At 67.9% G+C, this 14,473-nt stretch carries 11 protein-coding genes; 7 read left to right on the forward strand and 4 right to left on the reverse strand.

The window, feature by feature from the left end:
* Positions 1–7 precede the first annotated feature (7 nt).
* Together CR918_RS05060 and CR918_RS05065 are read right to left on the reverse strand one after the other, a co-directional pair.
* Entirely contained in the window at positions 8–763 is a 756-nt protein-coding gene (locus CR918_RS05060; protein WP_099842195.1) for a fimbrial biogenesis chaperone, read from the reverse strand.
* On the reverse strand, positions 763–1,290 hold the full coding sequence (locus tag CR918_RS05065) for a Csu type fimbrial protein (RefSeq protein ID WP_025877648.1): 528 nt from the start codon (positions 1,288–1,290) through the stop codon (positions 763–765). Before CR918_RS05065 ends, CR918_RS05060 begins: the two co-directional genes overlap by 1 nt.
* A gap of 173 nt (positions 1,291–1,463) precedes the next feature.
* Here CR918_RS05065 and map point away from each other — a divergent pair, with 173 nt between their 5' ends.
* From map to dapE, 5 genes are read left to right on the forward strand one after another with little or no spacing between them, the layout of a single operon-like run.
* Positions 1,464–2,306, forward strand: a complete 843-nt coding sequence (map, locus tag CR918_RS05070; protein WP_080277585.1) for a type I methionyl aminopeptidase — start codon at positions 1,464–1,466, stop codon at positions 2,304–2,306.
* Between the two features lie 20 nt (positions 2,307–2,326).
* Positions 2,327–4,936, forward strand: coding sequence for a [protein-PII] uridylyltransferase (locus CR918_RS05075; protein WP_456301995.1), 2,610 nt, complete (start codon positions 2,327–2,329; stop codon positions 4,934–4,936).
* Positions 4,936–6,027 carry a 2,3,4,5-tetrahydropyridine-2,6-dicarboxylate N-succinyltransferase gene (gene dapD / locus CR918_RS05080; RefSeq protein WP_025877642.1) on the forward strand — a complete coding sequence of 364 codons (1,092 nt, stop codon included), beginning with the start codon at positions 4,936–4,938 and terminating at the stop codon, positions 6,025–6,027. Before CR918_RS05075 ends, dapD begins: the two co-directional genes overlap by 1 nt.
* A gap of 13 nt (positions 6,028–6,040) precedes the next feature.
* Positions 6,041–6,406 (forward strand): arsenate reductase, encoded by a 366-nt coding sequence (locus CR918_RS05085; protein WP_025877641.1) that lies wholly within the window; start codon positions 6,041–6,043, stop codon positions 6,404–6,406.
* Positions 6,403–7,530, forward strand: a complete 1,128-nt coding sequence (gene dapE, locus CR918_RS05090) for a succinyl-diaminopimelate desuccinylase (RefSeq protein WP_099783398.1) — start codon at positions 6,403–6,405, stop codon at positions 7,528–7,530. The genes CR918_RS05085 and dapE overlap by 4 nt, the downstream gene beginning before the upstream one ends.
* Before the next feature lie 95 nt (positions 7,531–7,625).
* Here the strand turns inward: dapE and CR918_RS05095 are convergent, their stop codons facing one another.
* A complete protein-coding gene (locus CR918_RS05095) occupies positions 7,626–8,504 on the reverse strand; it encodes a tetratricopeptide repeat protein (protein ID WP_099842196.1) in 879 nt (292 codons plus the stop codon).
* Positions 8,505–8,845: 341 nt separating this feature from the next.
* Between CR918_RS05095 and asnB the strand changes: the two genes are divergently transcribed.
* A complete protein-coding gene (gene asnB, locus CR918_RS05100) occupies positions 8,846–10,537 on the forward strand; it encodes an asparagine synthase B (protein WP_099842197.1) in 1,692 nt (563 codons plus the stop codon).
* Between the two features lie 108 nt (positions 10,538–10,645).
* On the forward strand, positions 10,646–12,034 hold the full coding sequence (locus CR918_RS05105; protein ID WP_059063609.1) for a cation:proton antiporter: 1,389 nt from the start codon (positions 10,646–10,648) through the stop codon (positions 12,032–12,034).
* Between the two features lie 103 nt (positions 12,035–12,137).
* Here CR918_RS05105 and CR918_RS05110 read toward each other — a convergent pair whose 3' ends face one another.
* The gene (locus CR918_RS05110; protein ID WP_099842198.1) at positions 12,138–14,468 is read right to left on the reverse strand and encodes a penicillin acylase family protein; all 2,331 of its coding nucleotides are present in this window, start codon (positions 14,466–14,468) and stop codon (positions 12,138–12,140) included.
* Positions 14,469–14,473 lie beyond the last annotated feature (5 nt).

Genomic DNA, 14,473 nt, shown 5'->3' on the forward strand with positions numbered 1-14,473 from the left:
CAGCGCCTCAGCGAGCCGGTGGTGGCGGCAGCGACGTCTGTTCCGACTCGCCATTGAGCTTGGCCGTGATCTGGTCGTTGTCGCGGTCGATCGCCGTGCGCTCCAGCGGCCAGCGCATGACCTGGCCGGGCAGTACATAGCCCAACAGGCCGGGATGGACGATGCGCGGCCGCTCCGGGCTGCCCAGGGCGAGGTCGGCGATCTGCGCATAGCTGTTGCCGGTATTGCCTACTTCCACGCCGTTGCGACCGTCGTCCAGCCGCACCAGGCGGGCGTGCAGCTGCGGTGCCAGCTGGCTGCCAGCGCCGGGTTGCACGAATACCGGGATGGAATAGCGCAGCACGAACTGCATGCCTTCGGTGCGCGTGGCCAGATCGGGCACCTCGTCGACGATCAACCGGTAGTACTGCTGCGCAGCCGGTGCGTCGGCCACGGCGCGCATGACCCGTACCAGCTGCTGCTGGCCGGCGGCCAACTCCTGCATCGGTGGCGTGGCCAGCAGATCTTCGGTGGGCAGCAGCTGTTCGTTGCCGTCCTGCTGCACCCAACGGAATACCCGGACCTGCAGCTTCACCGGCGAGGTGCCGCTGTTGGTCAACCACAGTTCGCCGGCGCGCTGGCGTGCCTCCAGCTGCAGGCTGGTGGGCGCGACCTGCAGGCTGGTCGCCGAGGCCGCGGAGACCCAAAGAAGCAGGCTGAGAACGAGCAGCGCCACGCCGGTGGCGCGCCACGGGCGGGATCCGGCCATGCGGGCGTGCTCCATCAATAGGTGATCGTGGCGGTAACGGTATCCAGGTAGTTGCCGGTCGCAGCGTTGGCCGTGCTCAGGTTGAGGATCTGGCCGTAGACGATGTAGGGCACCGCCAGGCCGGTGCCGATACCGGCCTGGGTGTTGGTGCCCGTGGTGGCGCCCCACACCAGGGTATGCGCGGCATCCTGGTAGAGCTGGTAGCCCACGTAGTTGTTGGCCGTCACTGCCGCGTTGGTGTTCTTCATCCGCCGCGTGGTGACGTCATTGGCCGTACCGGCATTGGCACCGGCGTTGAGCGAGATGGTGTACGGGGTCAGCGCCGAACACTGTGCGGTTACGGTGCCCTGGCCCAGGGTCGGGGTGGCGGTGGTGGAGGCGGCGGTACCGAAATCGACGTTGGTGGCGGCGGCCGCAGTGATGGTGCAGGCCTTGGTGACCACCAGGGTGACGTTGAACGTAGTGGTGTCGGCGGCGGCGGCCGGGCCAGCCACCAGCAGGGCCAGGGCCCAAGCCCAGGGGGAACGAACGGTGGATCGCATGGACAACCTCCCTGACCCGAAGGTCCGTTGAACAGCGCGAAGTCGGCACGTTCGGCGCCGATTTGACGACAGTGGGGCCAGCGTAGGCACCGCAAGTGTCTGTATTCCGTGAGAAACAGGCGATCGAAAGGGTGTGGCCCATCACGCTTTCACCTTCCTTGCCGGATCCGTGCATGCCCCGGATCGCCAGTTGGGTGGCGTTCGTTCAGATTGCGGCCGGATCGGCGATAATGGGAGCCATGAGCGTGAATATCAAAACCCCGCAGGAAATCGAGATGATGCGCATCGCCGGCCGCCTGGCCAGCGAAGTGCTCGACATCGTCACCCCCCACGTCAAGCCCGGTGTCACGACCGAGGAACTGGACCGCATCTGCCACGACCACATCGTGAACGTGCAGGGCGCCATTCCGGCCAACGTCGGCTACCGCGGCTTCCCCAAGACCGTGTGCACCTCGGTCAACAATGTCATCTGCCACGGCATTCCCAGCGAAGGGAAGGTCCTCAAGGATGGCGACATCATCAATATCGACGTCACCGTCATCAAGGACGGCTGGCATGGCGACACCAGCCGCATGTACTTCGTCGGCACCCCGTCGGTGATGGCCAAGCGCTTGGTCGACGCCACCTATGAAGCGATGTGGCGCGGCATCCGCGCGGTGCGCCCGGGCGCAACCCTGGGCGACGTCGGCCATGCGATCCAGAGCTACGCCGAAGGCGAGCGTTTCAGCGTGGTGCGCGAGTACTGCGGCCACGGCATCGGCAAGGTCTACCACGATGAGCCGCAGGTGGTGCATTACGGCCGTCCGGGCCAGGGCCTGGTGCTGCAGCCGGGCATGACCTTCACCATCGAGCCGATGATCAACGAGGGCACCCGCTACAACAAGGTGCTGCCCGATGGCTGGACCGTGGTGACCAAGGACCGCAAGCTGTCGGCACAGTGGGAGCACATGATCGCGGTCACCGAGACCGGCGTGGACGTGCTGACCCTGTCGCCGGGCGAATCGCAGGTCTCCTGACGATGCTGCCGGCGAGTTCGCTGCTGGACACGCCGGCCGCGTCGCTCAACGACCCGGACTGGGCTGCTGCCGCGCGCGACGCGCTGCAGCAGGCCGATACGCGCCTGTACCGCCGCTTCGACCAGGGCGACAACATCGAGCGCCTGCTGGCCTTGCGCGCGCGCGCGGCCGATCACCTGATCCGCCATGCGTGGCAGCGCTGCCTGCCGGCCGACAGTGGCCTGTCGCTGTTTGCGGTCGGTGGCTATGGGCGCGGTGAACTGTTCCCGCGCTCGGACATCGACCTGCTGGTGTTCGGCGATCCGCAGGCGCAGCTGGCCCATGAGGAAGCGCTCGCGCGCCTGTTCGCGCTGCTGTGGGATTGCGGCCTGGCGGTCAGCCACGCGGTGCGTTCGGGCGGGCAGTGCAGCGAGGCTGCGGCCGACCAGACCGTGCTGACGGCGTTGATCGAAGCGCGCCCGCTGATGGCCGATGAGGCGGCGCGGCGTGCGCTGCGTGCGGCAGTGGATGACCGCGAACTGTGGCCGCCGCGTGCGTTCTTCCTGGCCAAGCTGGAGGAACTGCGCAACCGCCACCAGCGTTTCGGCGACACCGCCGACAACCTGGAGCCGGACCTGAAGGATGGCCCCGGCGGCCTGCGCGATCTCAACACGCTGGGCTGGATGGCGCTGCGTGCGTTTGGCGTGCGCGATCTGGAAGCGCTGGTCGGCCTGGGCCACTTGGGCGCTGACGAGGCCGCGGCGCTGAAGCGCGAACGTGCGGTGCTGGCGCGACTGCGCTTCGGCCTGCACCTGGTGGCGCGACGCCCGGAAGAGCGCCTGCGCTTCGATTACCAGAAGACCCTGGCCGCGCGCCTGGGCTTTGAAGACGACGCCGAGAGCCTGGGCGTCGAGAAGATGATGCAGGGCTTCTACCGCGCCGCTTCGGTGGTGCGGCGGATCAGTGATCGTCTGCTGCAGCGTTTCGAGGAACAGTTCGATGGCGAGGCACAGCCTGAGCCGCTGACCGTGGGGTTCGCGCTGCGCCGTGGCTACCTGGCGGCCAACGATGCCGACTGGCCGAATGCTGACATCGGCCAGGTCTTCGCGCTGTTCGCCAGCTGGGCGAACAATCCGCAGATCCGTGGCCTGCATTCGTTGACTGCGCGCGCGCTGGCCGAATCGCTGCCGTTGCTGCCTGCCTATGACCAGGCAGACCCTGATGCGCGCGAACAGTTCATGGCCCTGCTGCGTGGCCAGCGCCCGGTCGACACGCTTTCGCGCATGGCGCGGCTGGGCGTGCTCGGGCAGTGGATTCCCGCATTCGCCCAGGTCAGCGGGCGCATGCAGTTCGACCTGTTCCATGTCTACACCGTCGACCAGCACACGCTGATGGTCCTGCGCAACATGGGGCTCTTTGCCAGCAGTCGCGCCGATGAACGTTTCTCCATCGCCCACGAAGTCTGGCCGCGCCTGCGCAAGCCCGAACTGCTGCTGCTGGCCGGCCTGTTCCACGACATCGCCAAGGGGCGCGGCGGCGATCATTCCGAACTGGGCGCGGTCGATGCACGGGCGTTCTGCCACGCGCAGGGGCTGAGTGGTTCGGATACCGAACTGGTGGCCTGGCTGGTCGAACAGCACCTGCGGATGTCGGTGACCGCGCAGAAGCAGGACATCGCCGATGCGGACGTGATCCATCGCTTCGCGACCCTGGTCGGCAGCCGCGACCGCCTGGATTACCTCTATCTGCTGACCTGCGCCGACATCGCCGGCACCAGCCCGAAGTTGTGGAACGCGTGGAAGGACCGGCTGCTGGCCGATCTGTATTTCGCTACCCGCCGCGCGCTGCGCGAGGGCCTGGAGCATCCGGTGCCGGCCGCCGAGCGCGTGGCCGAAGCGCGCGACAGCGTGCGTGCGCTGGTGCGCGAGCAGGGCTACGACGATGCCACCATCGACCGCCAGTTCGCGGTGATGCCTGACGAAGGTTTCATCCGCCTGCGCCCGGAACAGTTGGCCTGGCAGGCGGCCGCACTGGTGCCGATCAAGCAGGGCCAGACGCTGGTGAAGGTACGCCGGATCAGCGTTGACGACCCGGCGCTGGAAGTGTTCGTGCACTCGCCGGACCGTGATGGCCTGTTTGCCGCGATCGTGATGACCCTGGACCGCAAGGGTTACGGCATCCACCGCGCACGCGTGCTGGATGGTCCGTCCGAGACGATTTTCGATAATTTTGAAGTCAGCCCGGCCGATACGTTTGCCGATGGCAGCAGCGCCAACCTGGAAGCTGCACTGCGCGAGGCGCTCAGTGGCGACCTTGCGCGGCTGCGTCCCTCGCGCCGGGTGGTGCCACGCCAGCTGCGCCACTTCCGTTTCGCCCCACGCATCGAGTTCCGCGATGAACCCGGCGCGACCCGCTTTGCCCTGGTCGCGCCCGACCGCCCCGGCCTGCTGGCCGACGTGGCGTTCGTGCTGCGCAACCAGGGACTGCGCGTGCAGGACGCGCGCATTGCCACATTCGGCGAACGCGCCGAAGACACCTTCGTGATCAGTGACGAACACGACCTCCCCCTGACTGAATCCGCCCGGCAGCAGCTGCATGACGCAATGCTGGCCTGCCTGGACCCTGATCGAAACGCCGGAGACCCCGCCTGATGGCCACCAAGCCTGCAAAGAAGACTGCCGCGACTGCCAAGAGCGCTGCGGCCAGAAAGACTACTGCCGCTGCCCCGGCTGCGAAGAAAGCGGCACAACAGCCGAAGGCGGGCCAGACCGCAGCGGTGAAGAAGGCCGCCGTGCCGAAACAGGCTGCAGCGAAGAAGGCGCCGGCAAAGAAGGTCCCGGCCAAGACCGCCGAAGCTGCGCGCGCCGAGAACATCGCACGCAAGTCGCTGCGCAAGCCGGCCGGGCCGGGCGTGGAAGAACTGAAGTTCGGCATCGAAAGCGCCTTCGAGCGCCGCGCCACGCTGACCCTGCACGAACTGGAAGGCTCGACCCGGCCGCTGGTCAACCGCGTGATCGATGGCCTGGAAAGCGGCGAGTTCCGCGTCGCCGAACCCGATGGCCATGGTGGCTGGAAGGTCAACGAATGGCTGAAGAAGGCGGTGCTGCTGTATTTCCGCGTCAACGACATGGCCGTGGTCGATGCGCGCCCGGCACCGTTCTGGGACAAGGTCGAATCGCGCTTTGCCGGCTATGACGAGGCGAAGTTCCGCCGTGGCGGCGTGCGCGTGGTGCCGGGTGCGATCGCCCGTCGCGGCACGTATTTCGGCAAGGACGTGGTGCTGATGCCGAGCTTCACCAACATCGGTGCCTACGTCGGCGAAGGCACCATGGTCGACACCTGGGCCACCGTCGGTTCCTGCGCGCAGATCGGCCAGCACTGCCACCTGTCCGGTGGTGCCGGCATCGGTGGCGTGCTCGAGCCGCTGCAGGCCAGCCCGACCATCATCGAAGACCATTGCTTCATCGGCGCGCGTTCGGAAGTGGTGGAAGGCGTGGTCGTCGGCCATCACAGCGTGATCGGCATGGGCGTGTTCCTCAGCCAGAGCACCCGCATCTACAACCGCGCCACCGGCGAAATCAGCTACGGCTACATTCCGCCGTACAGCGTGGTGGTGTCCGGCTCGCTGCCGAGCAAGGACGGTACCCACTCGCTGTACTGCGCGGTGATCGTCAAGCAGGTCGATGCCCGCACTCGCAGCAAGACCAGCGTCAACGACCTGCTGCGCGGCCTGGCCGACTGACGGGGCCGCACGCATGAGCACCACCGTCTACGGTCTGAAGAACTGCGATACCTGCAAGAAGGCGACCAAGTGGCTGGACCGCTTCGGCGTGCCGTACACCTTCGTTGACTACCGCGACAACAAACCCAGCCCGGAAACGCTGCTGGAATGGGCCGCCCAGCTGGGTGGCCTGGCGGCGATGGTCAACCGGTCCTCCACCACCTGGCGGCAGCTGCCGGACAACCGCAAGGCCGCCGATTCGGAGGCGGAATGGAAGCTGCTGCTGCGCGAGTACCCGCAGTTGATCAAGCGGCCGCTGGTGGTGACTGCCGACGGCAAGGTCAGCCAGGGTTTCAGCGACAACGGTTTCAAGGCGCGCTTCGGCGTGGGCGGCGCGTGAGCGCCGTCCTCGACCTGGCCTGCGATCTGATTGCACGGCCGTCGGTGACCCCGGACGATGCCGGTTGCCAGGAACTGATCGGCCAGCGTCTGCAGGCGGCCGGTTTCACCTGTGAGCACCTGCGGCTGGGCGAGGTCGACAACCTGTGGGCCACGCACGGCAGCGGCGCGCCGGTGCTGGTCCTGCTGGGCCATACCGACGTGGTGCCGCCGGGCCCGCGCGAGGCGTGGCAGAGCGATCCGTTCGCGCCACAGATCCGCGATGGCGTGCTGTACGGTCGCGGCACCGCCGACATGAAAGGCAGCGTGGCCGCGTTCGTGATCGCTGCCGAACAGTTCGTTGCGGCCCATCCGCAGCACACCGGTACGCTGGCGGTGCTGCTGACCAGCGATGAGGAAGGCGATGCGATCGATGGTGTGCGCCATGTCGCGCGGCTGTTCGCCGAGCGTGGCCAGCGCATCGACTGGTGCATCACCGGCGAGCCGTCCTCCACCGCCACGCTGGGTGACCTGCTGCGCGTGGGACGTCGCGGCAGCCTGTCGGCCAAGCTGCGCGTGCAGGGCGTGCAGGGCCACGTGGCCTACCCGGACAAGGCGCGCAATCCGATTCATCTTGCCGCGCCCATGCTGGCCGAACTGAGCGCACGGCGCTGGGACGAGGGCTATGAGAGCTTCCCGTCGACCAGCCTGCAGATCTCCAACATCCATGCCGGCACCGGTGCCAACAACGTGATTCCCGGTGAGCTGGAGGTGGATTTCAACATCCGCTACAACCCGCACTGGGATGCAGCGAAGCTGGAAGCGGACATCACCGCGCTGCTGGACCGCCATGGCCTGCAGTACACGCTGAAGTGGCACCGCAGTGGCGAGCCGTTCTACACCCCGGAAGGTACGTTGCGTGCAGCGGCGCGCGCGGTGCTGGCCGAGCACACCGGTCGCGCACCGGAAGAGAGCACCGGTGGTGGCACCTCCGATGCGCGCTTCATCGCACCCCTGGGCGCGCAATGCATCGAAGTCGGCCCGGTCAACGCCAGCATCCACCAGGTGGATGAGAACGTGCGCGTGGACGAGCTGGAAGCACTGCCGGGGCTGTACCAGCGACTGGTGGAGCGGTTGCTGGTGTGATCTGCGTCGCCGGGCATGGCCCGGCGCCACCGGGGTGAGCGTGCGGATGATCGTGGGTAGCGCCGGGCCATGCCCGGCGAGCGCAGCGGCGCGCGTTACTCCGAAAAACTGAAGAACGGCGGTTCGACCGCTTTTTTCCAGTAGCTCGGCGCCGCCATGTAGAACTGCTGTGCTTCCGCCTTGGCAAACCAGGCGGCAGCAGCGTCAGGGTTCTTGTCCACGCCCGGCGCACTGCGGCCCAGCAGCAGCCCGGCGAAGTACTGGCCGAACACATTGCCCTTCTCGCCGGCGCGCTGGTACAGCTGAAGCGCACGCGCCGGATCGCGCGGCAGTCCCACGCCCTTCTCCAGCAGCGCGCCCAGGTCCACCTGCGCTTCGGCATCGCCGCGCTCGGCGCGACGCTGGATCTGCGCAACCAGCGGATGCACGCTGTCGCCCTGCGCGGCCACCGCATCCGGCAGTCGCGACGATGAACTCGGATAGCGCTGGTAGATCATTCCGCGCAGGTCCCAGCGCAGCGCCTGTTGCGCGTCGCCACGCTGGCGATAGGCCTTGGCGAGTTCGTAGAACGCATAGGGATTGCCGTGATAGGCCGCCGCCAGATAGGCGCGTTCGCCACGCCGCCAGGACGCGCGCAGCACCGGCGCAGGATTGATGTGGGGGCTGTCGGCATACCGCAGCGTGCCGGAGATCCAGATCCGGCCCAGTGCTTTTTCCGCCTTGGTGTTGTGGAAGGTCCAGGGGGTGACCGCTGCGGCACGCTCGTAATAGGCGATGGCGCGCGGATCGTTGAAGCGCTCGAAGGTTTCCGCGGTATCAAAGGCTCCCTCGAAGCTGCCGTCGGTTCCGCGTTGTTCCAGGCTCTGCTGCTGAGCCGGCGGAAGGAGCGAGGGTGGGGGCAGGGTCTGGCAGGCGGCCAGGCCCAGGCAGATCAGGGCGGCCAGAGCCGCGTTGCGTCCGTTGCGGTGTTGCATTTCCATTGCACGTTTCACGGCGGGCCATTATGCGCGCTGCGGAGTGGTTGCCAACGCAACGGTTGCGCCGTGCCGGAAAGCGGGGTAGGGTCGGTGCCATGTCGATCCGCCTGGCCACCGCCGTCAACAACACCAACCGCAATAATCTGCGTGCGAATAATCGTGCGCGGCCGATGCGGGACTGCGCCCTGGGTAGATAGACAGCAACATACGCCCGGACACCAGAAAACCCGCATCGGCCGATGCGGGTTTTTTTGTGCCCGGGCGCAGCCCCACCCGGGCCTGGATGGCCGGTCGAACACCTTTCCCCCGTGTACTTCCCCACAACAGGAGTTCCACCCATGTGTTCGATCTTCGGTATTTTCGGCCTGCAGGCCGGTGACGATCTTCCTTCCCTGCGCCGCCATGCGCTGGAGCTGTCGCAGCGCCAGCGTCATCGTGGCCCGGACTGGAGCGGTGTGTACCTGGACGAGGGCGCGCTGCTGGTGCACGAGCGCCTGGCCATCGTCGATCCGGCAGGCGGCTCGCAGCCGCTGCTGTCCGAAGACGGGCAGCTGGCGCTTGCGGTCAACGGCGAGATCTACAACCACCAGCAGCTCAAGGCCGGACTTGCCCAGGCCTATGCCTTCCAGACCGGCTCGGACTGCGAGGTGATCAACGCGCTGTACTGCCAGGGCGGGTCGCCGGCGCAGTGGCTGGAGCAGCTCAACGGCATCTTTGCTTTCGCTTTGTGGGATCGCAGTGCGGGCCGTGTACTCATCGCGCGCGACCCGGTCGGCGTGGTGCCGCTGTACTGGGGCCATGATGCGCAGGGGCGGTTGCGCGTCGCCTCTGAAATGAAGGCGTTGGTCGATACCTGCGCCGACGTCGCCCAGTTCCCACCGGGCCATTACTACGACAGCGCCAGCGGTGAGCTGGTGCGCTACTACCAGCAGCCGTGGCGCGAGTACGACGACGTGCAGGGCCGCTCGGCCGATCTCGCCGAGCTGCGCCAGGCCTTCGAACATGCGGTCGAACGCCAGTTGATGAGTGACGTGCCGTACGGCGTGCTGCTGTCGGGCGGGCTGGATTCGTCGCTGGTTGCCGCCGTGGCAGCACGTTATGCGCGTCGTCGCATCGAAGATGGCGGGCAGAGTGAAGCGTGGTGGCCGCGCCTGCATTCGTTCGCCATCGGCCTGAAGGGCTCGCCGGATCTGGCCGCTGCTGCGGTGGCCGCCGAAGCACTGGGCACGGTCCACCACGGCTTCGAATACACCTTCGAAGAAGGCCTGGACGTGCTGCCGGAGGTGATCCGCCATATTGAAACCTACGACGTCACCACCATCCGCGCCTCCACGCCGATGTTCCTGCTGGCGCGCCGGATCAAGGCGATGGGGGTGAAGATGGTGCTGTCCGGCGAAGGCAGCGACGAGATCTTCGGCGGCTATCTGTACTTCCACAAGGCGCCGGACGCGCGCGAATTCCATCAGGAACTGGTGCGCAAGCTCGATGCCCTGCACAACTACGATTGCCTGCGCGCCAACAAGTCGATGATGGCCTGGGGCGTGGAGCCGCGCGTGCCGTTCCTGGACCGCGAGTTCCTCGACGTGGCGATGCGATTCGATGCCGCGCACAAGATGGTCGGCGCCGGTTTTGGTGGTCGCCGCATCGAGAAGGCGGTACTGCGCGAAGCCTTCCAGGGCTACCTGCCGGACAGCATCCTGTGGCGGCAGAAGGAGCAGTTCAGCGATGGCGTCGGCTATGGCTGGATCGATGGCCTGAAGGCGCACGCCGAAGCACAGGTCAGCGACCGCGTGTTGGCTGCGGCCGACAAGCGCTTCCCGCACAACCCGCCGCAGACCAAGGAGGCGTACTACTACCGTCACCTGTTCGAGCAGTTCTTCCCCAGCCATGCGGCGGCTGAAACCGTGCCGGGCGGCAAGTCGATCGCCTGTTCCTCGCCGGCAGCGATCGCCTGGGATGCCAGCTTTGCCGCCGCCGCCGACCCGTCGGGCCGCGCCATCGCCGGCGTGCACGAGCAGGCCCTGGCCTGATCGGCCGCGCCGAGCGGCAGCCACACGGGGAGCGCCGGGCCATGCCCGGCGAGCCCTGCAGCGCATGGGCGGCGAGGGACGTATCATCAGCCCCCTGCACATTGGGGAATGTTCATGGACGTACAGACCGGAGGCCCCGTGAGGCCGACGAAGTGGGCTTGGCGCTACCTGGTGTGGGCCGGCGTGCCGCTGCTGGTCGGCCTGCTGCTGGCGCGCTATGCGGGCCCCGGGCTGCCGACGGTGGCCAGCAAGGCCGAAGCCGTGGTCGGCAGTGACTGGGCACATCACCTGGCCTCGCCGCTCGGCCTGTTCCTGCTGCAGCTGCTGGTGTTGCTGCTGGTCGCCAAGGGCGCCGGTGCGCTGTTGAAGCGCTTCGGCCAGCCGGCCGTGATCGGCGAAATGGCCGCTGGCCTGATGATGGGGCCGCTGTTGCTGGGCAGCCTGCTGCCGCAGGTGCACGGTGCACTGTTCCCGGCCGCTTCGCTCGGGCCGCTGGGTATGCTCAGCCAACTGGGTGTGCTGATGTTCCTGCTGGTGGCCGGTGCCGAGCTTGATCTGGGCGCGCTGCGTGGGCGCCGTAGATTCGCCTTCACCGTCAGCCACGCAGGCATCGCGGTGCCGTTCGTGCTTGGTGTGGTCCTGGCCATCTGGCTGTACCCGCAGCATGGCCCGCAGGGCGTGGGTTTCACCGCGTTCGCGCTGTTCGTCGGTATTTCGATGAGCATCACCGCTTTCCCGGTGCTGCTGCGCATCCTCGCTGATCGCGGCATCACCCACACCCCGCTGGGGCAGACTGCCATCGCCTGCGCGGCGCTGGGCGATGCGACCGCATGGTGCCTGCTGGCGCTGATCGTGGCGGCAGCGCAGGCCACCGGCTGGTTGCCGGCCAGCCTCAACCTGCTGTGCGTGGTGGCGTTCATCGCGCTGATGCTGGGACTGGTGAAGCCGTGGTTCGCCCGCCAGACCATCGCGCCGGGTCGCGAAGGGCGCTGGCTGCTGGGCATCCTGCTGCTTTCGCTGGCCAGTGCGCTGGTCACCGAAGTGCTCGGCATCCATGCGCTGTTCGGCGCCTTCGCTGCAGGCGTGGCGGTGTCGTCCAACGCGCAGCTGCGGCACCTGCTGGTGGCCAGGGTCGAACCGTTCGCGGTGACGCTGCTGCTGCCGCTGTTCTTCGCCATGACCGGCCTGCGCATGCGCGCCGACGCGTTGCAGACCAGTGACATCGCGTTGTGCGTGGTGGTGATCGCCGTGGCCACTGTGGGCAAGCTGTTGGGCACCTGGAGCGCGGCGCGCAGTACCGGCATGGCCTCGCGCGAAGCGTGGCGACTGGGTGCACTGATGAATACCCGCGGGTTGATGGAGCTGATCGTGCTCAACCTGGGCTACGAGCTGGGCCTGCTGGGCGACCGCTTGTTTGCGGTGCTGGTGATCATGGCACTGGTGACGACCGCGATGACCGGGCCGCTGTTGAACCTGATCGAGCGCCGCAAGGCCTGACGCGGTGAATCCCGCCGGGCATGGCCCGGCGCTACCATATCGTTCGGATCCACTGTGCGCGGGCTCGTTGCTCTGGTAGCGCCGGGCCATGCCCGGCGAGCAATTACCTGGCCGGTATCAGCGTCAACGTGTGCTGCGCCTTGCCGGGCAGGAACGGGGTGGGGCGGCCATGCACCCAGTCCTCATGTCCGGCGCCCCAGTACGGCGACAGCGGATGGCCGCTCTGCCCACCCGGCATGTGCACGATGCCATCGCCCTCGTGTCCGGGCGAGACCACCATGCGCTGCGAGGCGCCGAACGCCGGCGTCTGTACACGCGGCATGTCACGGTCGCCGGGCAGGGGATCGGCCGGCATGCACAACCAGCGGCTGGCGAAGGCGGGCAGGGCGCGCGCGACCGGATGGCAGATCGCTGCGGTATTGCGCTCGCCCCAGCTGCGGTGCGCCAGCGGCCCCTGCGCGGACAGCTCCGCTTCGGTACGGCGCGCCGCATCGGCCAGCAGTGCATCCCAGCTCGTGTAGGCGGGTGGCAGCAGGTTGGCCGGGCGTTGCTGCAGCATCGGCCAGGCCACGCCTTCCAGCTGCGCCAGGCGCGGTGCCAGGAAATCCTCGCCCAGCGGTGCCCGGGCCGGTGCCAGCAGCGCATCGGTCAACGTGTCGAGTACCTGTGTGCGGAACTCGCGCACCACCCGGTAGCTGACCGAATCGATCGCGGCGCGCCCGTCCCAATGGCTGCTGGCCGTGCCCAACCGCTTCAGTGCCGGATCGTCGCTGTGCTCGACCACCTGGTGCAGCAGCACCCACCAGCGCTGCAGGAACACCGCGCGGTCGTCGAGCTGGATCGCCAGCAGGTCGTGCTCGTCGAAATGCTCCTGCGTGGCCAGCAGGTCGCGGATCTGCCGTCCGCGCGCGCCGAGGTCGTAGCCGCCATTGCCGACCGTGGCCAGCGTCGCCTCGTCCACCACGCGGCTGTTGGCCGTCCACAGCCGATGCGAGGCGGGGTCGACCAGGCTCGGCGCGGCGTCGCTGCGGATCGGCCACGGTGCGCAGCCCGGGTTGCGGTGATTGTCATTGAAGCCCAGCGGTGTACAGCCCGGGCCACGGTCAGGCCGCGCGCCGATCAGGCGCCACGCGATACGCCCGCTGCGGTCGCCGAGCACCAGGTTCTGCGCGGGAATGCCGGCATGGTCGGCAATCTGCAGGGCCTGGTCCAGATCGGCGGCCCGTGCCATGTCGGCGAAGTCCATGCGCACCGCGCCCGGCAACTGCGCGACCCAGCGCAAGGCGTCGCCGCTGCCATCGGCGTGGGTGTGCAGGATCGGTCCCCACGCGGTTTCGCGCACCGGGAAACGCACGTCGGCACCGCCGGCAACGACGATCCGTTCCTCGTGCACGGTCACTGCAGCGTCCGCTGGCTCGGTGCGGAAGTCGGCAGTGTCGATATAGCTGTTGGTGAAGCCCCAGGCCACGTGGCCGTTGCTGCCGACAATCACCGCCGGCACGCCCGGCAGCGAGAATCCGCTGACGTCGACCTGGCCACCCGCGGCCTGTGGATCGGGGTAGCGCAGGCGCACACGGAACCACAGGCTGGGAGCGCGCAGGCCCAGGTGCATGTCGTCGGCGACGATCGCACGGCCATCGGCGGTCAGCGCGCCGGCCACGGCGAAATTGTTGCTGCCGACCGCGTCGGCATCCTCGGCAGTCGCGCCGGTCGCGGCCTTCAGCGTGCGCAGGTCAAGCTGGCTGGCATCAGGCAGGGGGGCGTTGCCACGGGCAGCGCCGGCCAGCGGCGCATCCCACTCGCTGCCGTCGTGCGCCAGCAGCGCATACAGTGCTGGCGGCACCACCGCGCGGATGCGCTCCAGGGCCAGTTCGGACTGGTTGCTGGGGTCCTGCAGGTCGGCGTACATGGCCAGGCCTGCCAGCACGCTGTCGCTGGCCTGCCACGGTTGGGGCGCCTGCCGCAGCAGCAGGTAGGCCCATGGCCGTACCGCCAGGCTGCCCAGGCCCTGGTTGACCCCGTCCACATAGGCGCGCACGGCCGCAGGGTCGCTGCCCAGTGCGTCCTGCAGATGGGCCTCGGTGCGCGCGCGCAGGCGGTGTACGCGCATGCGCTTGTCGGCTTCGATCGCCTTCGCCCCGAACAGGGCGGACAGTTCACCCGCGGCACTGCGCCGCATCAGGTCCATTTCGAAATAACGTTCCTGCGCGTGAACACGGCCGAGCGCCCGCAGGGCATCAGCCTTGTTGCCGGCGGTGATGGTGACCACCCCCAGCGCATCGCGCTCCACGGTGACCTTGGTGGCCAGCCCGGGCAACGGGCGCTCGCCGTCCAGTTCGGCCAGGCTGCCGCGCAGCAGCAACCACAGGACCAGCACCGCGAGCAGCACGATTGCCACCAGCACACCCAGAATCCACCGCCACGTACGACGCATTGCAG

The sequence above is a fragment of the Stenotrophomonas indicatrix genome (assembly GCF_002750975.1).
Taxonomy (GTDB): Bacteria; Pseudomonadota; Gammaproteobacteria; order Xanthomonadales; family Xanthomonadaceae; genus Stenotrophomonas; species Stenotrophomonas indicatrix.